Origin of the sequence: Promicromonospora sp. Populi (assembly GCF_041081105.1) — a bacterium.
Lineage (GTDB): Bacteria > Actinomycetota > Actinomycetes > Actinomycetales > Cellulomonadaceae > Promicromonospora.
Window position 1 is genome coordinate 1,537,761 of sequence record NZ_CP163528.1, and the last position, 26,127, is coordinate 1,563,887.

General features: G+C 71.4%; 26 protein-coding genes. 10 read left to right on the forward strand and 16 right to left on the reverse strand.

What is annotated here, in order from left to right:
• Window positions 1-24 precede the first annotated feature (24 nt).
• Window positions 25-843 (forward strand): SDR family NAD(P)-dependent oxidoreductase, encoded by an 819-nt coding sequence (locus AB1046_RS06880; RefSeq protein ID WP_369373676.1) that lies wholly within the window; start codon window positions 25-27, stop codon window positions 841-843.
• 23 nt (window positions 844-866) lie between these two features.
• Here AB1046_RS06880 and AB1046_RS06885 read toward each other — a convergent pair whose 3' ends face one another.
• The 3 genes from AB1046_RS06885 to AB1046_RS06895 form a co-directional block, all read right to left on the reverse strand.
• Window positions 867-1,622, reverse strand: coding sequence for an alpha/beta fold hydrolase (locus tag AB1046_RS06885; RefSeq protein ID WP_369373678.1), 756 nt, complete (start codon window positions 1,620-1,622; stop codon window positions 867-869).
• Window positions 1,623-1,637: 15 nt separating this feature from the next.
• Complete coding sequence (gene gap / locus AB1046_RS06890) at window positions 1,638-2,636, reverse strand: type I glyceraldehyde-3-phosphate dehydrogenase (protein WP_369373680.1); 999 nt, start codon at window positions 2,634-2,636, stop codon at window positions 1,638-1,640.
• 158 nt (window positions 2,637-2,794) lie between these two features.
• The gene (locus AB1046_RS06895; protein ID WP_369373682.1) at window positions 2,795-3,754 is read right to left on the reverse strand and encodes a GlxA family transcriptional regulator; all 960 of its coding nucleotides are present in this window, start codon (window positions 3,752-3,754) and stop codon (window positions 2,795-2,797) included.
• Between the two features lie 130 nt (window positions 3,755-3,884).
• On the opposite strand from AB1046_RS06895, the gene AB1046_RS06900 reads away from it, so the two are divergent.
• Window positions 3,885-4,334: a hypothetical protein gene (locus tag AB1046_RS06900; protein WP_369373684.1), complete on the forward strand. Its 450-nt coding sequence runs from the start codon at window positions 3,885-3,887 to the stop codon at window positions 4,332-4,334.
• A 100-nt stretch (window positions 4,335-4,434) separates the two neighbouring features.
• On the opposite strand, the gene AB1046_RS06905 is transcribed toward AB1046_RS06900, so the two are convergent.
• From AB1046_RS06905 to AB1046_RS06935, 7 genes are all read right to left on the reverse strand, one after another.
• Entirely contained in the window at window positions 4,435-4,809 is a 375-nt protein-coding gene (locus AB1046_RS06905) for a hypothetical protein (RefSeq protein ID WP_369373686.1), read from the reverse strand.
• Between the two features lie 2 nt (window positions 4,810-4,811).
• Entirely contained in the window at window positions 4,812-5,201 is a 390-nt protein-coding gene (locus tag AB1046_RS06910) for a hypothetical protein (RefSeq protein ID WP_369373688.1), read from the reverse strand.
• Window positions 5,202-5,369: 168 nt separating this feature from the next.
• Window positions 5,370-6,923: an AbgT family transporter gene (locus AB1046_RS06915; RefSeq protein ID WP_369373690.1), complete on the reverse strand. Its 1,554-nt coding sequence runs from the start codon at window positions 6,921-6,923 to the stop codon at window positions 5,370-5,372.
• The gene (locus tag AB1046_RS06920; protein WP_369373692.1) at window positions 6,920-8,011 is read right to left on the reverse strand and encodes a PHB depolymerase family esterase; all 1,092 of its coding nucleotides are present in this window, start codon (window positions 8,009-8,011) and stop codon (window positions 6,920-6,922) included. The genes AB1046_RS06915 and AB1046_RS06920 overlap by 4 nt, the downstream gene beginning before the upstream one ends.
• 109 nt (window positions 8,012-8,120) lie before the next feature.
• A complete protein-coding gene (locus AB1046_RS06925; protein WP_369373694.1) occupies window positions 8,121-8,888 on the reverse strand; it encodes a creatininase family protein in 768 nt (255 codons plus the stop codon).
• Entirely contained in the window at window positions 8,885-9,601 is a 717-nt protein-coding gene (locus AB1046_RS06930; protein ID WP_369373696.1) for a FadR/GntR family transcriptional regulator, read from the reverse strand. The genes AB1046_RS06925 and AB1046_RS06930 overlap by 4 nt, the downstream gene beginning before the upstream one ends.
• 14 nt (window positions 9,602-9,615) lie before the next feature.
• A complete protein-coding gene (locus AB1046_RS06935; protein ID WP_369373698.1) occupies window positions 9,616-10,854 on the reverse strand; it encodes an FAD-dependent monooxygenase in 1,239 nt (412 codons plus the stop codon).
• Between the two features lie 170 nt (window positions 10,855-11,024).
• Here AB1046_RS06935 and AB1046_RS06940 point away from each other — a divergent pair, with 170 nt between their 5' ends.
• From AB1046_RS06940 to AB1046_RS06960, 5 genes are all read left to right on the forward strand, one after another.
• A complete protein-coding gene (locus AB1046_RS06940) occupies window positions 11,025-11,945 on the forward strand; it encodes a GntR family transcriptional regulator (protein ID WP_369373700.1) in 921 nt (306 codons plus the stop codon).
• Window positions 11,946-11,963: 18 nt separating this feature from the next.
• On the forward strand, window positions 11,964-12,287 hold the full coding sequence (locus AB1046_RS06945; protein ID WP_369373702.1) for a DUF2277 domain-containing protein: 324 nt from the start codon (window positions 11,964-11,966) through the stop codon (window positions 12,285-12,287).
• A gap of 125 nt (window positions 12,288-12,412) precedes the next feature.
• On the forward strand, window positions 12,413-13,780 hold the full coding sequence (locus AB1046_RS06950; RefSeq protein WP_369373704.1) for a cystathionine beta-synthase: 1,368 nt from the start codon (window positions 12,413-12,415) through the stop codon (window positions 13,778-13,780).
• A 34-nt stretch (window positions 13,781-13,814) separates the two neighbouring features.
• Window positions 13,815-14,984, forward strand: a complete 1,170-nt coding sequence (locus tag AB1046_RS06955) for a cystathionine gamma-synthase (protein ID WP_369373706.1) — start codon at window positions 13,815-13,817, stop codon at window positions 14,982-14,984.
• An 88-nt stretch (window positions 14,985-15,072) separates the two neighbouring features.
• Window positions 15,073-15,318, forward strand: coding sequence for a hypothetical protein (locus AB1046_RS06960; protein WP_369375606.1), 246 nt, complete (start codon window positions 15,073-15,075; stop codon window positions 15,316-15,318).
• Between the two features lie 84 nt (window positions 15,319-15,402).
• Here AB1046_RS06960 and AB1046_RS06965 read toward each other — a convergent pair whose 3' ends face one another.
• Window positions 15,403-15,666 (reverse strand): hypothetical protein, encoded by a 264-nt coding sequence (locus AB1046_RS06965; protein ID WP_369373708.1) that lies wholly within the window; start codon window positions 15,664-15,666, stop codon window positions 15,403-15,405.
• A gap of 141 nt (window positions 15,667-15,807) precedes the next feature.
• On the opposite strand from AB1046_RS06965, the gene glgX reads away from it, so the two are divergent.
• From glgX to AB1046_RS06980, 3 genes are all read left to right on the forward strand, one after another.
• Window positions 15,808-17,958 (forward strand): glycogen debranching protein GlgX, encoded by a 2,151-nt coding sequence (gene glgX, locus AB1046_RS06970; protein ID WP_369373710.1) that lies wholly within the window; start codon window positions 15,808-15,810, stop codon window positions 17,956-17,958.
• Window positions 17,959-18,028: 70 nt separating this feature from the next.
• Window positions 18,029-19,789 carry a hypothetical protein gene (locus AB1046_RS06975; protein ID WP_369373712.1) on the forward strand — a complete coding sequence of 587 codons (1,761 nt, stop codon included), beginning with the start codon at window positions 18,029-18,031 and terminating at the stop codon, window positions 19,787-19,789.
• A gap of 55 nt (window positions 19,790-19,844) precedes the next feature.
• On the forward strand, window positions 19,845-20,807 hold the full coding sequence (locus tag AB1046_RS06980) for a PPK2 family polyphosphate kinase (protein WP_369373714.1): 963 nt from the start codon (window positions 19,845-19,847) through the stop codon (window positions 20,805-20,807).
• Window positions 20,808-20,841: 34 nt separating this feature from the next.
• Here the strand turns inward: AB1046_RS06980 and zapE are convergent, their stop codons facing one another.
• The 5 genes from zapE to gndA all read right to left on the reverse strand — a co-directional run bounded on the left by zapE (window position 20,842) and on the right by gndA (window position 26,082).
• Window positions 20,842-21,930, reverse strand: a complete 1,089-nt coding sequence (gene zapE / locus AB1046_RS06985; RefSeq protein ID WP_369373716.1) for a cell division protein ZapE — start codon at window positions 21,928-21,930, stop codon at window positions 20,842-20,844.
• A gap of 53 nt (window positions 21,931-21,983) precedes the next feature.
• The gene (locus AB1046_RS06990) at window positions 21,984-22,667 is read right to left on the reverse strand and encodes an NAD-dependent epimerase/dehydratase family protein (RefSeq protein ID WP_369373718.1); all 684 of its coding nucleotides are present in this window, start codon (window positions 22,665-22,667) and stop codon (window positions 21,984-21,986) included.
• Window positions 22,668-22,681: 14 nt separating this feature from the next.
• On the reverse strand, window positions 22,682-23,137 hold the full coding sequence (locus AB1046_RS06995) for a DUF805 domain-containing protein (RefSeq protein WP_369373720.1): 456 nt from the start codon (window positions 23,135-23,137) through the stop codon (window positions 22,682-22,684).
• 207 nt (window positions 23,138-23,344) lie between these two features.
• On the reverse strand, window positions 23,345-24,649 hold the full coding sequence (locus AB1046_RS07000; RefSeq protein WP_369373722.1) for a carboxylate--amine ligase: 1,305 nt from the start codon (window positions 24,647-24,649) through the stop codon (window positions 23,345-23,347).
• On the reverse strand, window positions 24,646-26,082 hold the full coding sequence (gene gndA / locus AB1046_RS07005; RefSeq protein ID WP_369373724.1) for an NADP-dependent phosphogluconate dehydrogenase: 1,437 nt from the start codon (window positions 26,080-26,082) through the stop codon (window positions 24,646-24,648). The genes AB1046_RS07000 and gndA overlap by 4 nt, the downstream gene beginning before the upstream one ends.
• Between the last annotated feature and the right edge of the window lie 45 nt (window positions 26,083-26,127).

Here is a 26,127-nt window from a genome sequence, read left to right on the forward strand (position 1 = left end):
GACCCAGGACCCACGGAGGTAACAATGACTGAGCGCATCTGGTTCATCACCGGCGCATCGCGCGGTTTCGGTCGCGAGTGGACCGAGGCAGCCCTCGAACGCGGCGACAAGGTTGCGGCGACGGCTCGCAAGCTCGAGACCCTCGACCCGCTCGTGGCCAAGTACGGCGACAAGATCCTGCCCATCCAGCTGGATGTCACCGACCGCGACGCGGCCTTCGCGGCCGTCGCCCAGGCGCACGAGAACTTCGGCCGCCTCGACGTGGTCATCAACAACGCCGGGTACGGCCTGTTCGGGATGGTCGAGGAGGCCACCGCCCAGGAGGCGCACGACCAGATCGAGACCAACCTCTTCGGCACCCTCTGGGTGACGCAGGCGGCCCTCCCGTTCCTGCGCGAGCAGGGCAGCGGGCACATCATCCAGGTCTCGTCGGTCGCCGGCGTCTTCGCCCTGCCCGGGGTAGGCATCTACATCGCCTCGAAGTTTGCGGTCGAGGGCTTCACCCAGAGCCTCGCGATGGAGGTCAAGGACTTCGGGATCAAGGTCACCCTCGTCGAGCCTGCCGGCTACGCGACGGACTGGGCCGCGGGCTCCGCGATCCGCTCCGAGCAGCTGCCGGCCTACGACGAGTTCCGCGCGAACCCGCCGATCTCGGCGTCGGCCCGGCGTGCCGACCCGTCCGCGACCCGCGCGGCCATCCTCGCCGTCGTCGACGCGGAGGAGCCCCCGCGGCGGATCTTCTTCGGCAAGGGCGCGCTGCCGCTGATGCAGAAGGAGTACGCGTCCCGCCTCGCCGAGTGGGAGGCCTGGGACGAGGTCTCGCAGGCGGCGTTCGGCGACTGACACCGCCCGCTTGCGCGGCGCGGCTACTTCAGGAACGCGAGTGCGTCGACGGCGAAGCGGTTGTCGTTGAACGTGCCGCTGTGACTGACACCCGCGTAGACGACGAGCCGGGCACCGGGGATGCCCTCGACCGTCTGCCGGGCCAGCTCCACCGGGTAGACGAGATCCTTGTCGCCCTGGATCAGCAGCGTGGGCGCCCTGATGTCGTTCAGCCGTCCACGCAGGTCGAAGCCGTCCTCGGCATTGAGCACGGTGACGGCGTCGGTGTGGTCCTTGTGGCCGCCGTCCGACAGCCAGAGCAGGCCGCTGAGCAGTCGCTGACCGATCGCCGACTCGGTGACCACCTCGGCCAGCGCGGGGCTCGGCCGCCTGCCCTGGCGCGCTCGTTCGATGTAGGCGCGCTGGGCCCGTTTGCCGACCGGGCCCAGCGCGCAGGCCGTCCCGGCCAGGACGAGGCGGCCGACCAGGTCGGGATGGTCGGCCGCGAGCTGGAGGGCGATGGATCCGCCCGTGGAGATGGCCAGCACGTTCACCGGGCCCTCGAACGTGGACCTGAGCGCTGCCGCGTAGACGGCCGCAAGGTCGGCCATCGTCGTGGTCGATGGCAGCCCGGGCGGGCGGTTGACGACGTACACGGTGAAGTGCTCGATGAACGGGCGCAGCATCCGCATCGTCGACCAGCGGGCCAGGCCCGTCGGGTTGGCCGCCTCCGGCGTGAAGAGCAGAACCACCAGGGGCGATCCTGTTCCGGCGGTGAGGTACGGCAGGCCGTTCATCATGCGGCGATCCTTCCACTACACCCGCGCGAGCAGCTCCAGCGTGTCGATCACGCGGTTCGAGAAGCCCCACTCGTTGTCGTACCAGGCCACGACCTTGACGTGCTTGCCATCCACGCGGACCAGGGCGGCGTCGAAGATCGCCGACGCCGGCTGGCCGGTGATGTCGCTGGAGACCAGCGGCTCGTCGGAGTAGTCGAGGATGCCGTGGAGCGGGCCGTCGGCCGCGGCACGGTAGGCGGCGAGCACGTCCTCGCGGGAGACCTCGCGCGTGACCGCGGTGTTCAGCTCCACCAGGGAGCCCACCGGTACGGGCACACGGATCGAGTCGCCGGACAGCTTCCCGTTCAGGTTCGGCAGCACCAGGCCGATCGCCTTGGCCGCGCCAGTGGTGGTGGGCGCGATGTTGACGGCGGCGGCCCGGGCCCGGCGCAGGTCGCGGTGCGGCCCGTCCTGCAGGTTCTGCTCCTGGGTGTAGGCGTGCACGGTGGTCATGAAGCCGTGCTCGATCCCGGCCAGGTCGTCCAGGACGGACGCCAGCGGGGCCAGTGCGTTGGTGGTGCACGAGGCGTTCGAGACGATCGTGTGCAGCGCCGGGTCGTAGGCGTCCGTGTTCACGCCGTAGGCGAGCGTGACGTCGGCGCCGGTCGCGGGGGCGCTGACCAGCACGCGCCTGGCGCCGGCGTCGAGGTGCGCGCGGGCGGCGTCGGCCGAGGTGAACCGGCCGGTCGACTCCAGCACGATGTCGACGCCGAGCTCCGCCCAGGGCAGCTTGCCGGGCTCGCGCTCGGCGAGCACCTTGATGCGTCGTCCGTCGACCACCAGGTCGGTCCCGTCCACCTCGACGGGACGGCCGAGGCGGCCGAGCGCGCTGTCGTACTTGAGCAGATGGGCGAGCGACTCCGGGGCGGTGAGGTCGTTGACGGCGACCACCTCGAGGTCGCTGTCGCGTTCGAGCAGGGCGCGGAGGGAGTTACGGCCGATGCGGCCGAAGCCGTTGATGGCGATGCGAGTCATGACTCCATGCTCTGCGGACCGCCCGCGCGGCGACAGCGGCTGGAAGGCCATGGTGCGCAAGCATCACGCCAGACATATAGCCACCACCCGCAAGGATCACGCCACTCCTTTGCGCGGAGCCGGCTCAGGCTCTGCCTGTTGCCGCCTGAGCCTGCGGCTCAGGCGGAGAACGTGTGCCGGTACTCCGTCGGCGACGTCCCAAGGATCCGGTGGAAGTGCAGGCGCAGATTGGCCGCGGTGCCGAGCCCGGCCCGGTGCGCGATCTGCTCCACGCTCAGGTCGCTGCGTTCCAGCAGCTCGCGCGCCAGGTCCACGCGCGCCCGGAGCACCCACTGCATCGGTGTGTAGCCGGTGTCCTCGACGAACCGCCGCGAGAAGGTGCGCGCCGAGACCCGCGCGTTGCGCGCGAGCCCGTCCAACGTCAGTTGCTCGGCCAGATGCGCCAGCGCCCACTCGCGCGTCTCGGCGAACAGGTCGCCGAGCGGCTCGGGCACGCTGCGGGGCACGTACTGCGCCTGTCCCCCGCTGCGGTACGGCGCGGCCACTAGCCGCCGGGCCACGTGGTTGGACAGCCCGACGCCGTGGTCGCGCCGCACCAGGTGCAGGCACAGGTCGATGCCGGACGCCGCTCCCGCCGACGTCAGCACACCGCCCTCGTCGACGAACAGCACGTTCTCGTCCACCTGCACCCTTGGGTGCCGCTCCCGGAGCGCCTTGGTGTAGTGCCAGTGGGTGGTGGCTCGTTTGCCGTCGAGCAGACCAGTCGCCGCCAGTGCGAACGCCCCGGTCGAGATGGCAGCGAGCCGCGCACCCCGCGCGTGCGCGGCCTTCAGCGCGTCGACGACGACGGCGGGCGGGTCAGCGGCGGCCGGCGTCCGATACCCGGGGATGAAGATCGTGTCGGCACGCTGGAGCGCCGCCAGGCCCTCGGCCACGTGGTACGAGAGCCCGTCGCCGCCCGTCACGAGGCCCGGCGCCGCACCGCACACCCGCACCTCGTAGGGCATGCTCGGCCGGTTGGAGAACACCTGCGCAGGAATCCCGACGTCGAGCGGCTTGGCCCCCTCCAGCACCAGCACGGCGATCTGGTGATTCCTCTTCCGACGCGCAGCGGTCACACGACGGATCCTAGGCAGGTCCTGGGCAGGCTCGGCCGTGTATCCCCGCCCGGACCGGTCGCTCCCTACGACCGTAGGAGCGCGCCGGACCTGACGCGCACGGATCAGGTTCAGTCAAAGGAGACAACCCATGAGATTCAGCCGACCCATCGCCGTCGTGATCGGGGCGCTCGCCGCCCTCACTCTCCTGGCGACGCCCGCGAGCGCCGAGTCGTTCGGGCCGATCAAGTCGTCGTGCTCCGGCACCTTGAGAGCGACGTGGCAACTCACCGACGGCGGCGTGTCGCTCGGCCGGACCGAGCTCTGGTACTCGTCTGTCAGCGGTGGCCAGAACTGTGTGATCACGTACAACTACCTGACCGGTAGCGTGCCGACGGGGGTCTCGCTCTGGGTCGACGACAACAACAACCGGGTGCTCGACAGCGGCGACCGCAACTCCTACGACTACGACACCTACGCGTCGTACGCCGGCGCGTCGTACCGGAACAGCACGGACGGCCACTGTGTGATGGTCAAGGGCGAGGTGTCGGGCCAGGGGTACTACGACAGCTTCGTGACCGGCTGGCGCAACTGCGGCTGAACCACGGTTCGCTGACGCCGGACTCCGCGAGGCCGGTACACAGCGTCAGATACGAGGACCCCGACCCGCCGGAGCGGGCCGGGGTCCTCGGTATTTCGTATCAGCGGTGGTTCTTGATCGTCTCGTTCGGATGCCCGGTGACGACGCGCTCCAGCAGCACGAGCCCCGGTTCTTTGGATCCCTTGGCCGACGGGACGACGACGTACCAGATGCGGCCGCCGCTGGTCGGCTTGTACTGCCACCGGTCGTGGTCCAGTCCGTCGATGCGGACGACGCTCAGTTCACCGGCGAGGTGATAGCAGGCTGCTCCATGCTCCAACGGCGTCCTGGTAAGAAAGTCCCAGGCGTCAACGGCAGCGTTTCGTGCGGTTGCCAAGAGGTCCTGCCAACCCTTCTCGGCATCCCGCGTTGCGAATCGAATCGCGAACTCCGCCCTCTTGAGCGGCCTTTCCAGGTTCCCCCTGCTCTTTGCCATCGTCAGGGGCGCTCCACGTTCACCGACTCATCGAGCCAGGTCAGATCGTCACCGGTGCCACGCGGCATCCCCTCCGCGTAAGCCTCCGCGGTGCCCTCCCACCGGCGAAACTCGTCCAGGAGCGCCTGGTAGGCGCCGAGCTCAGCAGCGCTCCACACGAGGCGGTCCATCTCGGCCGCGAACTGCGCCCGCTCGCCGTCGGAGAACAGCGCAACCCACGCAAACGTGTCCTTCAGACCGTCCGCCATCGCCCCCTTCGCCGCGAGCGCCGACCGCATGATGCGGCTCGCCAGCCCGATGCCCTCCTCGAGGAACTCGAGGTCGCCTGCTCGCATCATCACGAGGTCCGCTGCGTCACGCCTGGTGATGCGCACGGTCCCGTTCTCGACCATCGCTATGACGTCCTTCGGAGTCCGAAGGAGCTCCGTGAGTGTCGCCGTCCTTTTCATACGACCAAGCCTACTCTGATGTTTATCAGATGTCGACGAGACTCCCTCACATGGATGACGGCAAGAGCCCGGCCCGCCGAAGCGGACCGGGCTCCTCCAGTCACCGGGTGCTCACCGCACCGGGGCGCCCGGCCCCAGCGGGATGCCTAGGGCCCACCAGGCGAAGAACAGCGCCGTCCAGGCGATCGTCATGCAGACCGCGAGCGGCAGCGTGTACGACGCGAGGGTGCCGATGCCGGCGTTCTTCCGATACCGCTGGAGGAAGCCGAGCGCCATGATGAAGTACGGGCTCATCGGCGTGATGGCGGTCGACCCGGAGTCAGCGATGCGGAACAGCGCCTGCGTGGTCTCGGCGGGCACGTCCAGCAGCATCAGCATCGGCACGACGACGGGTGCCGCGATGGCCCACATCGCCGAACCGCTGGTCACGAGCACGTTGACCAGGGACAGCAGCGCGAGGATCGCCAGGAACACCACCCAGATCGGCACACCGCTGGTCTCCAGCGCCTCCGCCGAGTTCACGGCGATGACGTCGCCGATGTGGGTCCAGTCGAAGTACGCCAGGAACTGGGCGATGGCGAAGAACAGCACCAGCACGGGCGCCATCTGGCGCACGCCCTCGGCCATGAGCTTCGGCACGTCGCCCGCCTTGGTGATCGCCCCCGACCGCCACCCGTACACGATGCCGACCAGGGCGAACAGCACGGCCACGATGGCCGCGATCCCGTCCAGGAACGGCGACTCGGTCAGGCTCCCGTTCTCCCCGCGCAGCGGGGACGACGGCGGCAGCACCACCGCGACGACCACCAGGATCGCGCCCAGGCCGGACAGCAGCGCAGCGCGCAGCGCGGACCGGTCACGCGGCGAGAGCTCGAGGCCCTCGACGTCTTCCAGGTCCGCGTCCGGGTCGGCGCCGAGGTCGGGGCGCTTGGCCAGGACCAGGTTCGTGACCAGGGTGATCACGATCGCCAGCAGCAGCGAGGACCCGATGTTGAAGTACCAGTTGCTGACCGGCGAGATGTACGCCGTCGGGTCGATGATCCGCGCGGCCTCCGTGGTGATGCCCGCGAAGATCGCGTCGTTCGGCGTCGGGATCGGGCTCGCGTCGTACCCGGAGGCGATGGACGTGTAGGCCACGACGACGCCGAGGATCGGCGACTTGCCGACCGCCCGGAAGGCGAGCCCGCCCAGCGGCACCAGGATGATGTACGCGGCGGCGCTCGCGACGTGCGAGACGGTGCCGGCGAACGCGACGGCGAAGACGACCCAGCCGACCGGCACGCGGGACACGGAGACCTTCATGGCCGCCGACAGGAAGCCGGTGCGCTCCGCGATCGCGACACCCATGATGACGGCGACGATGGTGCCCATCGGGCCGAACGTGGCGAAGTTGTCGATGGCCGTCGAGACGGCCATGGCGAGCCCTTCACCGCTGAGCAGGTTCTGGACCACCACCTCCTCGCCATCGGCCGGGGAGATCACGGAGACACCCGCGGCGGCAAGTGCGGCGCTGGTCACGCCGAGGATCGCCGCGAGGAGCCAGAACAGCCAGAACGGGTGGGGCAGGGCGTTGCCGATGCGCTCGACGACGGCGAGCGCCCGCAGCACGCGGGGCAGGCGGTCCGGCTCGGTGCCGGGAGCCGCCGGGTTGGACGTGGTGGTCATGACGACACCCCCAGCCCAGCGCGCTCGCAGACGAACCGGGTGGGCAGCCGCTCGTCGCGCAGGAAGTCCCACATCACCTCGTGGGCCTCGATGCTGTGCGTGGCGTACCCGCCGCCGGAGTAGCTGTCCTCCCCCGGCCAGGTGTGGCCGCCGCCGAGCACCGCCACGTGCGTCACCTCGGCGCCGTCGTCGCAGCGGGTCCAGCTCGACGTGGTCACGTCGAACGCCGTCTCCTCGACCCGCGGCCGCACGCGGCAGTCGTTGCGCTCGACCCAGCCGCCGACCCAGTCCTGGATGGCCGGCAGCCCGCGATCGGCGTCGCCGTCGTACGGGATGGTGGCGTCCTGCGTGCCATGGAAGCTGATCACCGGCACGGGACGTTCCGGGTCGCAGTCCGGGTGCCCGGTGCCGTAGAGCGCGGCCGCGACCGGTGCGATCGCCGCGATCCGGTCGGAGAGCTCGCACGCGAGGATCCCGGTGAAGCCCGCGCCGTTGGACTTGCCGGTCGCGTACACGCGCCGCGGGTCCACGCACAGCTCGGACTCGAGCGTGTCCAGCAGGTCGTTCGTGTAGGCGACGTCGTCGACCCCGGGCGCCGAGTAGGGCGCGCCCTCCCAGGCCTGCCGGTCGCCGTCGCCGGTGCCGATCACGCCGTTGCCGTAGGCCACGATCGCGGGCAGGGCGTCCAGCCCCGAGAACGCCTCGGTGCCGGCGCCCGTGTTGCCGCGGCCGTGGAACACCAGCACGACGGGCCAGGCGCGGTCGCTGCGGTACCCGTCGGGCAGGTGCAGCTGGACGGTGCGCTCGCGCCCGTCGCTGGTCAGCGTGCGCAGCACGCTGCTCCCGGGCTCCTGGCCCGGGTCGGTCCCGCAGCCCTCGGACCGGCCGAGGGCCTGGATCGTGCTGCCCGACGGCGATGTCGCGGCGTCGGGCAGCACGGGTATCGCGGACGCCGAGGTGGCGCCGATGGGTCCGGCCAGGCCGGGGACCGCCAGCGCCAGGGCGGTGAGCAGCGCCGCACGGCGGCCGGGCCGGCGTCTGGCACCTCCGGGGCCGGCGTGGGCGGGTGATGCTGTCGTCGTTGACATGCGAGTCCTTTCGAAAATCCTGCCCACGGGTGCGGGCATGACGGATCAGGCGCCTGGGGGGCCAGGTGCGTCGGGGGGTAGGGAAAAGATGTGCAGGTTTCGGGCGCCGCTACGCGGCTAGCCACTCCTCCAGAAAGTTCGTGATCCGGCCGACGACGGCCTTCACGATCGCGGCGCCGTCCTCCGCGGTGGCGCGGCGGGGGTCGCCGAGCACACCGTTGGGGCTGAGCCGGTCGTACGGGAGGGTGAGCGCGGGCTGCGCGTGGTGGCGCGCCGTCCGGGAGACGTCGTCGAGCTGGTCCGGGGTGGTGGTGCCCGGCTCGAGGCGGTCGGTGTGCACCAGGTGCGGTGCGATGTGCAGCATCTGCGCGGTCTCGGCCTCACCCGAGTGCCCGGACACCGCGCTCGGCCGCATGGCGGCCACGGCGTCACCCGCCAGCGCGGTCAGGGGCGACCACGCGAGCTGGATCCCCGGGTGCGAGACAAGCAGGTCCTGCGCCACCGTGGTCAGCGTCGCGTTGTTGCCGCCATGCCCGGTGACCACCAGGAACCGGGTCCAGCCGTGCCGGTGCAGGCTCGTCACGTACTCGCGCACGACGGCGGCGAACGTGCCCGTCGTCAGGGTCACCGTGCCGGGGAACGCCATGTGGTGCGGGGAGACCCCCACGGGGATCGACGGCCCGACCACCACCCGGCCGGCCAGGTTCGAGGCGACCTCGGCCACCACGGCCTCGGCCCGCACCAGGTCGGTACCGAGCGCCATGCCCGGGCCGTGCTGCTCCAGCGCGCCCGCGGGGATCAGCACGATCGTGCCCCGCCCGACGGCGTCCGCGGCCTCCAGGGTGGTCATCTCCGCGAGGCGGTCCGGCGCGGTCACGGTGCCTCCTGCCCGACGGCGCCCGCGGTGCCGGCGTCATCGAAGTCAGCCGCCTCCAGCGACTCCCGGATGGTCGTCAGGTGCGCCCGCGTCAACCGCTCGGCGGCCGCGCCGTCGCCGTCGCGCACCGCACCGAGGATCTCCAGGTGCTCGGCATGGTCCCGCTGCCGGTCGTCGTACCGGAACCGGATCTCCGTCTGTTCGGTGGCACGCACGTGCAGCAGCGCCTCGACGGTCTCGCGCAGCAGGCCGTTGCCCGACGCCGCGGCCAGCTCCACGTGGAAGTTCAGCGCCGGGCGATGGCCGTGCACCGGGGGCTGCAGCGCCGTGGCCGTTGCGGCCTCCAGACGCTGCAGCCCCCCGGCGTCGCGGGCGCTCGCGGCCAGGGCGGCGATCCCGGGCTCGATGACCAGGCGGGCCTGGACGAGCTCGATCACCGACGAGCGGGTGATGTGCGGCCGGTGCGGGTTGGCCAGCACCGACCGCTCCAGGCCCGGCCCGATGTAGGTGCCCGAGCCGTGCCGCAGCTCGACCACGCCGGTGGCCTCCAGCCGGCGCAGGGCCTCCCGGACGGTCGGGGTAGTGACGGCGAACCGCTTGGCCAGGTCGCGGGAGGACTCGAGCACGTCGCCCGGTCCGAGGCTCTCGGAGCGGATCAGCTGGACTATGTCGTCCGCGAGCTGCTCGGAGAAGGAGGCTCTACCTTGAGTCATGGAAAGTGACTAAATCACTTGATGAATCTCCCGTCAAGGCTGAGGGAGTAGTCCGGGAGGTCGATCGAGTCCACCGCCTTGTCCAGGCCGCCCATCATCAGCTTGGCCACCGGGGTCTTGAGCAGCACCACCATCGTCGCCATGCGAGCCTGGAGCTCGAACCTCGTCGGCGGCAGGAATCCGCGCGCGCCGCCCGGGATCTGCTTCATGTTCAGCGCGGCATACGGGCGCACCTTCGCCTCGTACGCGGCGAAGGCGGCCGCGGGGTCGCCGTCGGCCCGGGCGAGCTCGCCGGCCAGCACGTACGCCCCCACCAGCGCCAGCGAGGTGCCCATCCCCGCCGAGCCCGCCGTGCAGGCGTCCCCCAGGAGCGCGACCCGCCCGCGGTGCCACGACTCCACCTCGATCTTCACGTGCCGGTCGAAGTAGAAGTCGTCGGCGCGCCACATGGCGTCCAGCAGGCGCGGCACCTCCCAGCCCTCGCCGGCCAGGACGTCGGCGACTATCCGCTTCTGCCCGGCGATGTCGCGCCGGTCGTGGTCCACCGGAGCGCCCGCGAAGTGCACCATCCCGCGCGCGCCGCCGTGCGCCGGGTACAGCAGGACGTTGCGCCCGCCGACGCCGTTGCCCTTCGGCATCGAGTACATCAGCTCCCAGCCGTCCAGGCCCCAGGAGTCGCGCCCGGCCGCGTGCGCCGGCTCGGCGGTGAACACGGCCCGGTGGTACCCGGAGTCGACGGCGCGCCACGCGCCGGCGAAGGCCAGGCGGCGCGTGGTCGAGAAGACGCCGTCCGCCCCGACGACGGCGTCGAACCGCCGGGGTGCGGACCGCTCGAAGGTGACCGCTACGCTGTCGGACAGCTGCTCGAGCGCCGTGATCGTGTCGTCATAGACGTACTCCACCCCCTCGGTGGCGTCCATGATGATCCGCATCAGGTCGCCGCGGAGGATCTCGATGTCGGCGATCACGCCGCCGGAGTGGCCGAACAGCTCGGCCGGCATCTCGGCCCGGCGCCGGCCTGCCGCGTCGAGGTAGGCGAGCCCGCGCACCCCGGTGTGGGCGGCGCGCACCTGGTCGATGATGCCCATCCGGTCCAGGACGGTCCGGGCGGCGCCGCGCACGTCGATGCCCTGGCCACCCGGCCTGGGTCCGGGCGCGCGCTCGACGACCGTCACGTCGACGCCGTAGCGGCGGAGCCAGAAGGCGAGGGCGGGTCCGGCGACGCTGGCGCCGGAGATGAGGACGTGGGTCATGGCTGCTCCCTGGTTCGAGTGGTGCGCTGGTGTCTCGTACACCGTACGAGCCGTCCTATGCTGGGCAAAGCACCGGCTAGTGCGCCAGGTAGTGCACCGGACTGGCCGCCGTTGCGGTACGTGGAACGCACTGCTTGAGCCCGCCGAGTGCACTAGTACAGGGAGCCAGGATGACCACCACCGCCGAGCGGATCGCCGATCAGATCCGCGCCCGCATCCGGTCGGGCGAGCTCGCCGTTGGCGAGCCCGTCCCGTCCACGCGCCGCATCGTGGCCGACCACGGCGTCGCGATGGCGACGGCGAGCCGGGTCCTGGAGGCGCTGCGCCGCGACGGGCTCGTCGAGGTGCGCCGCGGGGTCGGCACGGTCGTCGCCGCGGGGGCCGCGAGCGCCGGTGGGGCCGCGAATGCCCCGACCGTCGACGACGTCGTGCGCCTGGCCATGGCGACCGCCGACGCCGAGGGGCTGGGCGGGCTGTCCGTGCGGCGGATCGCTACCGACCTGGGCATCCCCACGATGTCGCTCTACCGCTATGTGCGGGGCCGCGAGGAGCTGCTGACCCGCATGCTCGACACCGTGTACGCCGAGTCGCCGCTTCCCGATCCGCTGCCCGACGGCTGGCGGGCCCGCGCCGAGACCTGCGCCCGCACCCTGTGGGGCGCGTTCCAGCTCCACCCGTGGGCGGCGCACGTCATGTCGATGACGCGGCCGCAGGTGGTGCCGCACGGGCTGGCGCACACGGAGGCGATGCTGGGCGCGTTCGACGGGATCCCGGGCCGGCCCCTCGACATCGACACCCGCATGCACCTGGCGGTCTCCGTCTTCCAGCTCGTGCGCGGCCTCGGCGTGAGCATCGAGCCCGCGGTGCTGGCCCGGCGGGACGACGGCCTGACCGACGAGGAGTGGATGGACCGGACCCTGCCCGACCTGAAGGCCGCCGCAGACCGGCGCAAGTTCCCGCACCTCGCCGTGGCGACGGCGACCGAGGTGGACCTCACCCTCGACTCGCTCTTCGAGTTCGGCCTGGCCCGCCTCCTGGACGGCTACGCGGCGTTCCTCGGCGACCAGAAGGGCCTGCCGCACGTCCGCTGAGCGGCGTACGGTCGGTGCATGTGCCGAAACATCACCACGCTGCGCGGGCTCGAGCCCGCGGCCACCGACGAGGAGATCACCGCCGCGGCCCTGCAGTTCGTGCGCAAGGTCACGGGCGTGACAATGGTGAGCGACGCCACGCGCGAGCCGGTCGAGCGGGCCACCGCCGAGATCTCGGAGATCGTGACGCGCCTGCTCGACGCGCTGCCGGAGCGCCGTCAGCCGCCTAAGAACGTGCCGCCGCTGCGCCGACCTGAGGTGCAGGCGCGGATCGCGCAACGCATCAAGGACCGCGAGGAGCACGAGCGCATGCACGAGTTAGGCATCGCACACTCGCACTGAGCGGCGCGCGCCGCTACAGTTGGGCACGTGCTCGCACTCTCCTGTTGCTGTCGCTGACTCCCCTCGTCGCAGGCCCGTCAGTCCTTCGCGCATACCGCGCGCCCAGAAACAGGAAGTGAAAACAGGTGCAGTACGCCAATTCTGTCGTTGAGCTTGTCGGCAACACGCCCCTCGTCCGGCTCCACCGGGTGACCGAGGGCGTGACCAGCGCGACCGTGCTCGTCAAGCTCGAGTACGTGAACCCGGGCGGCTCCTCGAAGGACCGCATAGCGGGCCGCATCATCGAGGCCGCCGAGCGCGAGGGCAAGCTCCTCCCGGGCGGCACCATCGTCGAGCCCACGTCGGGCAACACCGGCGTCGGCCTCGCCCTGGTCGCCCAGCAGCGGGGCTACCGCTGCGTATTCGTGCTGCCGGACAAGGTGGGCGAGGACAAGCGCAACGTCCTGACGGCGTACGGCGCCGAGGTGGTGGTGACGCCCACCGCCGTCGCACCGGACAGCCCCGAGTCGTACTACTCGGTGAGCGACCGCCTGGTCCGTGAGATCCCCGGCGCCTTCAAGCCCGACCAGTACTCCAACCCCAACGGGCCGCGCTCGCACTACGAGACCACCGGCCCCGAGATCTGGCGGGACACCGAGGGCAAGGTGACGCACTTCGTCGCCGGCGTCGGCACGGGCGGCACCATCACGGGCACCGGCCGCTACCTGCGCGAGATCTCCGGCGACCGGGTGCGGATCGTCGGCGCCGACCCCGAGGGGTCGGTCTACTCGGGCGGCACCGGCCGCCCGTACCTCGTCGAGGGCGTCGGCGAGGACTTCTGGCCCACCGCGTACGACCCGAGCGTGCCCCACGAGGTCATCGCGGTCAGCGACGCCGAGTCGTTCGCCATGACCCGGCGCCTGGCCCGCGAGGAGGGCATCCTCGTGGGCGGGTCGAGCGGCATGGCAGTCGTCGCAGCCCTGCGGGCCGCGCGCGACCTCGGTCCCGACGACGTGGTGGTGGTCCTGCTGCCCGACGGCGGCCGGGGTTACCTCGGCAAGATCTTCAACGACACCTGGATGCGGTCCTACGGTTTCTCCCCCGCCATCGAGGACCACACCGTCGCCGACGTGCTGGCCGCCAAGGCGGACCGCACCCCGGCGCTGCTCTACGTGCACAAGACCGACACCGTGCGCGACGCGATCGACCGGATGACCCGCTCCGGCGTCTCCCAGCTGCTCGTGCTCACCGCGGAACCGCCAGTGGTGCTCGGCGAGATCGCGGGCGCGGTGCACGAGGACGAGCTGCTCGACGGCGTGTTCGCGGGCAAGGTGAACCTCTCCGACGAGGTGGGCGGGCTCATCGGCCGGTCCCTGTCGCTCGTCGGCGTCAACGAGCCCGTCGGGACGCTGCGCGCGGCGCTCGCCGGCGAGACAGCTCTGCTCGTGACCGACGGCGGCAAGGCGCTCGGCGTGGTCTCCCGCTCCGACCTGCTCGAATACCTCGCGGTCTGACCCGCACACCACAAACTTCGAAGAGAGACGAACCATGAACGACGCACGACCGAGCCGGTTCGACACGCTCGCCATCCACGCGGGACAGCAGCCCGACCCCACCACCGGCGACGCGATCCCCGCGATCCACGTCACCTCCACCTACGCGCAGGACGGCATCGGGGGGCTGCGGGGCGGGTACGAGTACTCGCGCGGCGGCAACCCCACACGCACGTCGCTCGAGGAGCAGCTAGCCGCGATCGAGGGCGGCGCCCAGGGCATCTCGTTCGCCTCGGGCCTGGCCGCGGAGGACGCCCTCCTGCGGGCGACGCTCGCGCCGGGCGACCACGTGCTCGTGCCGAACGACGTCTACGGCGGCACGCACCGCCTGGTGCGCACCATCCACGGGAAGTCGGGCATCGAGCACACGACCGTCGACACCGCCGACCTCGACGCCGTGCGCGCGGCCGTGCGGCCCGAGTCGAAGATCCTGTGGGTCGAGACGCCGTCGAACCCGCTGATGAAGATCAGCGACATCCCCGCGCTGGCCCAGCTGGCGCACGACGCCGGCCTGCTCCTGGTCGTCGACAACACGTTCGCCTCGCCGGCGCTCCAGCGCCCGCTGGACCTCGGCGCGGACGTCGTCGTGCACTCCACCACCAAGTACCTCGGCGGGCACTCCGACGTCGTCGGCGGGGCCGTCGTGGTGGCGAACGGCGCCGACGAGCTCGCGGAGCAGGTGCGCTACGTGCAGTTCGCCGCGGGCGCCGTCTCCAGCCCGTTCGACGCGTTCCTCACCACGCGCGGCATCAAGACGCTCTCGGTGCGGATGCAGCGCCACTCGGAGACCGCCCAGACGCTCGCCGAGCGCCTGGTGCATCACCCGGCCGTGGCCCGCGTGCTCTACCCCGGCCTGCCCGACCACCCCGGGCACAAGATCGCGGCGCACCAGATGTCGCGGTTCGGCGGCATGATCTCGCTCGACCTCGCGGGCGGGGAGCAGGCGGCGCGCACGTTCGCCGAGTCGACGCAGGTCTTCCTGCTGGCCGAGTCGCTCGGCGGTGTCGAGTCGCTGGTCAACTACCCGAGCGAGATGACGCACGCCTCGGTGCGCGGCACGGAGGCCGAGGTGCCGCCGTCGATCGTCCGCCTCTCGGTGGGTCTGGAAGACGTGACGGACCTGCTGGACGACGTCCTCCAGGCCCTGGACCGCATCCCCCGCTGACCCGGGCGCGGGCCCGGGCGCGCGCAAGCAGGCGATCTCACGGATTAGCCTGGGGCGCGTGACCGAACATGCGCCCGTCAGTTCCGCGATGCACCGGGCCAAGGCCGATGCTCGCGCCTCTCACGTCACCGTGGGGCTCGTGCGGCACCTGGCCGGCGACCGCGAGGAGATCGACTGCTCCTGCGGCATGACGCTGACCAACGGGCCGCAGTGGTCGCTCGACGAGCACATCCGCCTGCACCGCGCCGAGGCGCGCTACCTGGCCCTGAGCACGGTGGCGCCGCCGGGCATGCCGCGGCTCATCCCGGTCGACCCGGCTCGCCGACCCCGCTGACCCTCCCCTTCGAGACCTAGGTTGCTCCTCTTTCGACGGGCTCAAAGCGAAGAAACTTGAGACTCGAAGCGAAGAGCCGAGGAGTCAGAGCTCGTCCGGGTCGTCCCAGGACACCCCGCTCGACGAACCCGAGATGGGTTCCAGCTCGCAGCCGGCAAGATTGCGCGGCGCCTTGGAGACGTCACCGCCGCCCAGCAGGCCGCGGCGGGTTGCGACGCGGCGGACAGCCGGCGGCGCGATGTGGGCGTAGGAAGCATTCGACTCGTCGATCAGATCGGTCGGTACCGAGCCGAGCGGGTCGAGCGAGTCGAGCGGGTCAGAGGCGGGCTGGGGTTCCCCCGTGATCATTGCCCCATCCTTGCAGGCGCCAGGACCTTGGCGCATCCGCTTGACACAGTATTTCGGATTCGTGCGAAGCCTCCACCCAGACGGCACGCCCAGCACGCAGATCTCCCCCCACGCACCGCGCCAGGGTGTGATGATCATGCGATGCAGACCTGGCCAGGGCGCCCCTACCCCCTCGGCGCCACGTTCGACGGTACGGGCACCAACTTCGCGCTCTACTCCTCGGTGGCGCAGCGGGTCGAGCTGTGCCTGCTGGCCGACGACGACGCCGAGACGCGCATCGAGGTCACCGAGACCGACGCGCACGTGTGGCACGTGTACCTGCCCGGCGTCGGCCCCGGGACGCGGTACGGGTACCGGGTGCACGGCCCGTACGACCCGGCGTCGGGCCATCGCTGCAACCCGGCCAAGCTCCTGCTGGACCCGTACGCCAAGGCCATCGACGGCGACCTCGACGGCGACCCGTCCCTGTTCTCCTACCCGTTCTCGGACGTGAAGCAGGCGACGACGGGCACGACGCCGGACCCCGCCGACTCGCTGGGCCACACGATGGTCTCCGTGGTCGTCAACCCGTTCTTCGACTGGGGCCACGACCGCCCGCCGGCCACGCCGTACCACGAGACCGTGATCTACGAGGCGCACGTCAAGGGCCTGACGATGCGCCACCCGGACGTGCCGGAGGAGCTGCGCGGCACCTACGCGGGGCTGGCCCACCCGGCGGTGATCGAGCACCTGAAGAAGCTGGGCGTCACCGCCATCGAGCTCATGCCGGTGCACCAGTTCGTCACCGACCCGTCCCTGGCGGCGAAAGGCCTGACGAACTACTGGGGCTACAACACGATCGGGTTCTTCGCCCCGCACAACGCGTACGCGGGCTACGGCCGGCGCGGCGAGCAGGTCATGGAGTTCAAGGCCATGGTCAAGGCCCTGCACCAGGCGGGCATCGAGGTGCTGCTCGACGTCGTCTACAACCACACCGCCGAGGGCAACCAGCTCGGCCCCACCCTGGGCTTCCGCGGCGTCGACAACGCCGCCTACTACCGGCTGGTCGACGGCGACGAGGCGCACTACTTCGACACCACCGGCACCGGCAACTCGCTGCTCATGCGCTCCCCCGCCGTGCTGCAGCTCATCATGGACTCGCTGCGCTACTGGGTCGAAGAGATGCACGTGGACGGGTTCCGCTTCGACCTGGCGGCCACCCTGGCCCGCCAGTTCCACGAGGTCGACCGGCTGAGCGCGTTCTTCGACATCGTGCACCAGGACCCGGTGATCTCCCAGGTCAAGCTGATCGCCGAGCCCTGGGACCTGGGCGACGGCGGCTACCAGGTGGGCGGTTTCCCGCCGCTGTGGACCGAGTGGAACGGCCGCTATCGCGACACGGTCCGCGACTTCTGGCGCGGGGAGCCGGCCACGCTGCCGGAGTTCGCCTCCCGGCTGACCGGCTCCAGCGACCTGTACGAGCACAGCGGCCGGATGCCCAGCGCGTCCATCAACTTCGTCACGGCCCACGACGGCTTCACGCTCGCCGACCTCACGGCGTACAACACGAAGCGCAACGAGGCCAACGGTGAGGACAACAAGGACGGCGAGAACCACAACCGGTCCTGGAACTGCGGCGTCGAGGGTCCCACCGACGACCCGGCGGTGACCGAGCTGCGCGCGAGGCAGCGCCGCAACCTCCTGGTCACGCTCATGCTGAGCCAGGGCGTGCCGATGATCGCGCACGGCGACGAGATCGGCCGCACCCAGCAGGGCAACAACAACGCCTACTGCCAGGACAACGAGCTCACCTGGATGGACTGGGGCGGCAAGGGAGGGCTCGACGCCGAGCGCGCCGCACTGCTGGAGTTCGCCCGGCACGCGGTCCGGCTGCGCCGCGACCACCCGATCCTGCACCGCCGCCGGTTCTTCGACGGCAAGGTCGCGCCCGAGGCCGCGGACGGTCCCGCCGACGTCGAGTGGCTCGACCTCACCGGCGCACGCATGGACGACACGGACTGGCACCAGTCCTACGCCAGGACGGTGACCGTCTTCCTGAACGGCGACGCGATCACGGAGACCGGCATCCGGGGCGAGGCGGTGGTCGACGACTCGTTCCTGCTGCTGCTCAACGCCCATTCCGGGGCCCTGGACTTCACCGTGCCGCCCGCGACCTACGGAAAAGCCTGGACCGTGGTGCTGGACACCGACGGCAGCGCGGAGCCCGGAGACGTGCTCGATGCCGGCACCCGGCTCGCCGTCACAGGTCACAGCGTCGTCGTACTGACTCGCCCATCCGGAACACCGGGCTAGGCTGTCCGCCGTGACCGGACCGAGGAGTGGAGCCGGGGGGAGCACACCGCCGCCCCGTCCCGGGCCTGACATGCCTGTTCCCGGGCCCAGGCCGGTGGTGTGGGCCCCGCGTGCCCGGATCATCGAGGTACTCGTCCCCTACGACCCGTACGAGGAACCCGAGCACATGCCGTTGCGCCTGGTCGGCGCGGGCGAGCCCGGGTACTGGGGCGCGGACAGCGTGCTGGGCCACGGCACCGACTACGGCTACTCCGTCGACGGCGGCCCGCTGCTGCCCGACCCGCGCAGCGTGTGGCTGCCGCAGGGCATCCATGGGCCCACCAGGGTCTTCGACCCTGCCTTCGAGTGGTCGGACGGCGCCTGGTCCCCGCCCGACCTCTCCACGAGCGTGCTGATGCACGTCGACGTCGAGACGTTCACCCCGCAGGGCACCCTGGACGCCGCGGCCGAGGTGCTGCCGTCGGTCGCCGAGCTCGGGGTGCAGGGTGTCGAGCTCGCGCCCGTCGCCGCGTTCGACCCCGCGCTCGGTCCGTCACGCGGGGTGCGCCTCTACTCGGTGCACGAGCCCTACGGCGGCCCGCGGGCCCTGCAGCGGTTCATCGACGCCGCGCACGCCCTGGGCCTCGCCGTCGTCCTGGACATCCCCTACCGCTGGGCGGTGGCCGACGAGCTCGGGCTGGAGGCCTACGGCCCGTACCTCATGGGCGGCGGGGGCCGGACCCGCACCCCGCGCCCCGAGCTGGGCGACCCGGGCCAGCACGCCCTGCAGGCGATGCGCCCCCGGACCGGGCAGGTACCCCTGGACCGGCCGCGCACCGGCCCGATCCAGCTCCGCAGCGGCGGGGTGCCCTCGATCGGCACGCGGGCGGGCAAGGTCCCGTCCGCCCCGACGGTCCGCACGGACTACGTCGGCGACCGGATCAACCTCGATGGCAGCGGCAGCCGTGGCCCGCGCGACTTCCTCGTCGACGACGCCCGGCACTGGCTGCGCGAGTACCACGTGGACGGCCTGGTGCTCGACGTCGACGCGCTCGTGGACCGCTCGCCCACGCCGTTCCTCGGCGAGCTCGCGGACTACGTCGTCGGCATGGGCGAGCAGCTCGAACGGCGCTTCAGCCTGCTCGTGGACGGCCCCGGGCGCAGCGACCGGCTCACCACCATCCTGCTGCGCCTCCTGTCCGGCCCCGGCAAGACCGAGGACATCCAGGCGCTGCAGATGCTCGCCGACCTGGTGCACCCGTCGGTGCGGCGGGCCACCCGGCAGAACGGCGGGCGCCGCAACAAGGTCCGGGCCGGCGCGGCAGTGGTGGAGGACATCACGCGGCTCCCCGCCGCCCAGCTCACCGTCCCGTGGGCAGGTGAGGACAGCCCCGCCACGGCCCTGCTCGGGGTGGACGACGTCGACATCCGGGCCAGCGTGCTCGCCTCCGTCATCCTCGCGGGCAACCCGCTCGTCCTGGACACCGTGCATGCCCCCGTCGCCCCCCGCAACGAGAGCGAGCGGCGGCTGGCGCGCTGGGCGCACGAGCTGATCGCCGTCCGGCACGACATCTCCGACGAGCTGGACCTCCCGCTGGAGGTCCGGTCCACTGCCGACCGCTCGGTCATCGCGGTGCTGCGCGGCAGCCTCGCGTTTGTGCTCAACACGGGCCACGGCCTGGCGGCCCTGCGCCTGGGTAGCCTGCTGCGACCCGCCGAGGGAGCGACCAAGGCCCCGCTGCCCGGCGCGTACCGGCTCGCCGCCGCGTGGGAGCCGGGGGCCACGCGGCTGGTCGGCGACACCCTCACGGTGCCGCCCCGGATGACCGCCGTGCTGCGGGCGGAGCGCTGACCTGGGAGCCTGAGGTGGAGACCGGCACCCGCCGGACCGCTTAAGGAGGCTGGCGATGGCGAAGAAGCCGGAGAAGGCAAAGCCCGAGAAGGCGAAGCGGCCGGAGAAGGCGCAGCGGCCCGACAGCGCCAAGCAGCCGGAAAACGCGAAGCCGGACAAGGCCGCGAAGCCGGACACGCTCTGGAAGACCCCGGCGGACGAGGCCCTGCGCTGGGTCCGCGGCACTGACCTGAGCACCCTGGATGAGACGTCCACCCCCGGCTGGGCCGGCAAGCGGGCCGACGGCGAGGCCCTGCTCGCGGCGCGCGCGCCTCAGCTGGCGGAGCTGCAGGAGCGGCTCTTCGCGCACGGCCGCACCGGCGGGGACCGGTCGGTCCTGCTGGTGCTCCAGGGCCTCGACACCTCGGGCAAGGGCGGGATCGTGCGGCACGCCGTGGGCATGGTGGACCCGCAGGGGGTGCAGCACCGCGGGTTCGGTGTGCCCACCGAGGAGGAGCGGGAGCACGACTACCTGTGGCGCGTCCGGAACGCGCTGCCCCGCCCCGGATATCTCGGTGTGTTCGACCGGTCCCACCACGAGCAGGTCCTGGTGGTGCGGGTGGACCGGCTCGAACCCGTGCGGACGTGGCGCAAGCACTTCCGCGAGCTGAACGACTTCGAGGCCGAGGTCGCGGCGTCGGGCACCCTGATCGTGAAGGTTGCGCTCTTCGTCTCCCCCGACGAGCAGAAGAAGCGCCTGGCCGAACGCCTCGACCGGCCGGACAAGCACTGGAAGTACAACCCGAGCGACATCGACGTGCGCGAGAAGCTCCCGCAGTACCTGGCGGCGTACCAGGAGATGCTGGACCGGACGTCCACACCGGTGGCGCCCTGGTACGCCGTGCCGGCGGACCGCAAGTGGTACGCGCGCCTGGCCGTCACCGAGCTGCTGACGGGCGCCCTGCGCTCCCTCGACCTGGACTGGCCCCCAGCCACCTTCGACATCGAAGCAGAAAAGGCCCGCCTCGCGGCGAGCTGACCGGAAGTCTTGGTGGTGAGCGCGACCGTTGCGACTAAGCGCCCGTCCTGGGCGCAATGATCGCGCCCACGACCAAGGGGGTGGTGAGCTTGCGGCCTTCCTCAGCCAGAGCGCCTAGGCGGGACAGGGCGCGGTAGTACTTCTTGCGGTAGCCGCCGGTCAACATCTCGTCGGTGAACAGGCCGCGGGTGTCGCCGGCGCCGCTGAGCAGGACCGGTACGTCGCGGTCGTAGAGGCGGTCCACGAGCACCACGAGGCGCAGTGCCACCTCCTGCGCCGTCACGGGGTGCACACCGGTCAGGGCGACCACGGAGACGCCGTCGAGCAGCGCGCCGTAGCGGCTGGGGTGCACGGTGGCGAGGTGGTCGAGCAGGTCGTCGAACGCGTCGAGCGTGGCGCCCGGCCGGGCCCCGGCCGCCGTGACCTCGGCCTCGGTCAAGGGCTCGGAGTCGGTGACGACATCACGGTGCCGGTAGTCCGGGCCGTCGACCCGGAGGGTCTCGAAGCGGTCGGACAGGGCCTTGATCTCGCGCTGGAAGTCCGCAGCGGCGAACCGGCCCTCGCCGAGCGCGTCGGGCAGCGTGTTCGACGTCGCGGCGAGCGCCACGCCCCGGTCCGCGAGCTCGCGCATGAGGCGGGACATGAGGGTCGTGTCGCCCGCGTCGTCGAGCTCGAACTCGTCGATGCAGACCAGCTTCTTGGCGGCGAGCGCTTCGACGGTCGGGAGGAACCCGAGCGCCCCGACGAGGTTCGTGTACTCGACGAACGTGCCGTAGGCGACCTTGTCCGTGCCGAGCGCCTCGCCGACGGCGTGGGCCAGCGAGGTGAGCAGGTGCGTCTTGCCGACGCCGAAGCCGCCGTCGAGGTAGACCGCCGGTGCGGCCTGGCGGCGGGCGAACAGGCCGCGCCTCGGGGCCGAGACCTGCTGGGCGATCTCCTGCAGCCGGGCCAGGGCGCGGCCCTGGCTGGGGTGGGCCGGGTTGGCGCGGTAGGTGGCGAACCGGGCCTGCGCGAAGTGGCGCGGCGGCACCAGGTCGGTGACGAGCCTGTCGACGGGGACCTGCGGTCGGACCGCGCAGAGGGCGGTCGTCGCGATCTGTGTGTCGCTGGTGAAGACTGTCACGAGGCAAAAGATTACCGGCGGGGCGGCCCGCTGGGCGGGCCAGGAGAGCAACGTCACACGTGCACGACGGTGGGTGCGTCGGCGTGGTCGAGCAGCTCGCCGAGGGCATGGACGACCTGGGCCGGCGTCCGGGTCTGGGCCGGGTTCTCATTGCGGTCGTCGCCGGATACAGCGTGGTCGACGACGAGCTCGTGGAACCGCACGGACCGTGCCGGCTTCCCCGCGACCGAGCCGGCCGAACGGTCCGAGCCCGCCTCCAGCCGCAGCACCTGCACCAGCATCGCCAGTCCGGCCCCGGTCACGCAGATCGCGCCGGCCCCGGCCATCGGCTCGCGCGACGCGGCGCCGTTGAGCACCACGTACGGGTCGCCCGGCTCCAGCAGCGGCACCAGCGCGCGTGCGGCCTCCAGGTGGGCGGTGAGGTGGGAGGCCAGGGTCGCGGACCACTGGTCCGGGTCGGCCGCCAGCAGCGGTTCGCCCTTGTGCCAGCCGCCGATCGACGCGACGACGGCCCCGGGCAGCGGGAGCCCGGTACGCGCGCAGGCGGCGCGGACGGCGTCGGGCAGGGTGGTCAGGTTCCGGTAGGTGACGTGCACGACGGCGTCGTCGTGCTCCTCCGGCGGCGCCGAGCGGGAGGCGGCGAGCACGGGGCGACCGTCGGCAGCCAGGCCGCGTACGACCCGGCTGCCGACGTACCCGCTCGCCCCGACAACGAGGACGGGGCGTGGGTTGTTCATGCGGTCAGGCTAGGTCAGACGGCGGGGGCCTGCTCCACGGCCTTCGGGTCCGGGCCGTACTGGTTCGGGCCCGGGGTGCCCTCGGTCGCTTCCCAGACGATCAGGATGATGCCACCGACGATCGGGACCAGGGCCAGGAAGACCCAGAAGCCGGACCGGTCCGTGTCGTGCAGACGGCGGACGGTGACGCCCAGGCCCGGCAGCAGCAGGGCGAGGCTGATGAGGGACAGCACGGTGTAGCCGGTCAGGAGGGAACCAGGCATCGCCGGCGGCGTCGTCGTCTGGGTGACCATGGCCTCGGACAGGGCCGCGGAGTACGCGCTGAGGCCCGGCACGATCAGCAGCACGTAGAGGATCGTCTGAAGGATCGTCACGGCCAGGGCGTACCACCAGTACTCGGAACGCCTCGCGCGCCCGTTGAACACCGCGTACTTGGACAGCACGGTGCGGATCGACTCGATGAACGACATCGGGAAAAACCTCTCTCACGTCTTATGCCGGAAATCTCCAGCAAGTGCGCACACAGTGTCCCGATACGCCACACAACACGCAAGGCTGAAAATGGGTAAAACTCCCCACCCCCTGACACACAGGGCACGAAGTCGGCACTTGGCGTCGAGATCGGCCCAGGGCTGGACCGATCTCGATGCCAAGTGCCGACATCAGGCTCCTGACGGTCAGTAGCCCGTCGCCGTGGGCTCCGGGTAGTACTGCGCGTACTTGCGGCGGTAGTTCTGGGTGATCGCCTCGACGATGAGCCGGCGCTTGAGGCCGGAGTCAGCGTCGTACTTCAGCGGGTTGACCACGGCGTCGCGCGCCTTGAGCGCCTTGAGCCGGGCCTTGAGCTCCGGGTCCAGCACGTACTTCGACAGCAGGCCGAACGGCACCACCGTGTACAGCACCTCCTGTACCGCCCGCACCGGGCGGATCGGACGGTGCAGCACCCGGTCCTCCACCAGCACGCGGGCCACGTTGGCCCCGCCCGCCGTGACGTAGTAGTTGTTCCGCCCGATCCGGGGGTTCACCTCGAAGTACACGTGCTGGCCCGTTCGCGGGTCCAGCTTGTAGTCGAAGTTGGCGAAGCCCACGTAGCCGGTAGTGTGCAGGAACCTCGTCGCGGCATCCATGGCGTCGTCGTACGCCTCCACGAGGATCGCGGCGGGGACGCCGAGCGTGCCCGGCGTGTGCTCCTCCAGGAGCACGCGGCCCGTCGCCAGCAAGGTCACCTCCCCCGTCGTGTCGCGGTACGCGGTCAGGGACCGCATCTGCGTCTCGTCGCCCGGGATGAACTCCTGCACCAGGAACGTGCCCGGGAACTTCGCGTCCGCGAGGTGGCCCAGGAGCTCGTCGAGCTCGGCGCGGGAATCGATGTGGTGGATCTTCTTCTTGCCGGGGAAGTCCACGTAGTACCACTCGGCGCTGTTGGACGGCTTGCCGACCACCGGGTACTGCAGGTCCACCTCCAGCGCCCCGACGGCCGCCCGGCCGCCGTCGGCCACCAGCTTGGCGACGTCGACCGCTACCGTGCGCGGCGTCGGGATGCCGAGGCGGGCGCACACCTGCGCGAAGCCCTCCTTGCTGCTCACCTGCTCCAGCACGGGCAGCGACGGGTACGGCAGCACGTAGCCCGCCGCCTCCAGCCGCTCCCGGTGCAGGATGAGGGTGCGCACGTGCCAGTCCGCGTTCGTCAGCAGCACCAGCACCTTGTCCCGGTGCTGCTGCGCAAGGCCCTCCAGCGTCGAGAGGAGCACGTCCACCTCGTCGATGCCGGGCACCACCACGTTCTCGATGATCGCCGAGTCCTGCATCGCGCGGGTGGCGACCTTGGAGAGCACCACCCCGTGGGTGCCGTACTGCTCGTGGAACGCACGCACCAGGGCGTACGCCCCGACGTCGCCGCCGATCCCCACCACCAACATCTCCGGGACGGCTACCTCGCCGCCGCCGTCCACCGGCCCCTTGTCCGCGGGGTATCCCCTCACGCCTCGACCTCCGCGCGGTCGCCCGACCACTCGGTGTGGAACGTGCCCTCGCGGTCGACCCGCTTGTAGGTGTGCGCCCCGAAGAAGTCACGCTGCGCCTGCACCAGGGCGGCCGGCAGCCGCTCGGCACGGACGCCGTCGTAGTACGCCAGCGAGGAGGAGAACGCGGGCGTAGGCACGCCGTTCTGTGCCGCCCCGGCGACGACGCGACGCCAGGCGGGCAGGCCGCTCGCGACGGCGTCGGTGAAGTACGGGTCCGCGAGCAGCAGCGGGAGGTCCGCGTCGCGCTCGTACGCCTCCGTGATGCGGTTCAGGAACCGGGCGCGGATGATGCAGCCGCCGCGCCAGATGCGGGCCATGGCGCCGCGGTCGATCGCCCAGTCGTACTCCGCCGCCGCCGCCGCGATCTGGTCGAAGCCCTGCGAGTAGGCGACGACCTTGGAGGCGTACAGGGCCTGGCGGACGTCCTCGATGAAGGCGTCCCGGTCCTTGACTTCCCACTCCTGCGTGTGCGCCGGCAGGGCCGCCCGGCCCGCCGTGCGCTGCGGCACGGAGCCGGACAGGGCACGCGCGAACGTGGCCTCCGCGATGCCCGTGATGGGCACACCGAGGTCCAGGCCGTTCTGCACGGTCCAGCGGCCCGTGCCCTTCTGCTCGGCCTGGTCCAGCACGACGTCGACAAACGCCTGGCCGGTGGCCGCGTCGACGTGCTGCAGCACGTCGGCGGTGATCTCGATGAGGAACGACTCCAGGTCGCCCGTGTTCCACTGCGCGAAGATCTCGCCGATCTCCGCCGCGCCGGCGCCCAGGCCCTGGCGCAGCAGGTCGTACGCCTCCGCGATGAGCTGCATGTCGGCGTACTCGATGCCGTTGTGCACCATCTTGACGAAGTGCCCGGCGCCGTCGGAGCCCACGTAGGTGCAGCACGGGGTGCCGTCCACCTTCGCGGAGATGTCCTCCAGGATGGGGCCGAGCGACTCGTAGGCCTCGGGCGTGCCGCCCGGCATGATGGACGGGCCGTTGAGCGCACCCTCCTCGCCGCCGGACACACCGGTGCCCACGAAGTGCAGGCCGTGCTCCTTGAGGGCGGCCTCGCGCCGGATCGTGTCCGGGAAGTGCGCGTTTCCGGCGTCGACCACGATGTCGCCCTCCTCAAGGAGGGGCACCAGCTCGTCGATGACGGCGTCGGTGGGACCGCCGGCCTTGACCATGATCACTACCTTGCGCGGCCGCTCGAGCGACGCGACGAAGTCGGCCATCGACTCGCTGGGAACAAACTCGCCGTCGCTCCCGTGCTCCGCGATCAGCGACTCGGTCTTGGCGTAGGAGCGGTTGTGCACCGCCACCGTGTAGCCGTGACGTGCGAAGTTCCGCGCGAGGTTGCGACCCATCACCGCCAGCCCGGTGACGCCGATCTGTGCTGTGCCTGACACGTTCTTGCTCCTTCTGCAGTGGGAACGGGCGCCGCGCGCGTGGCG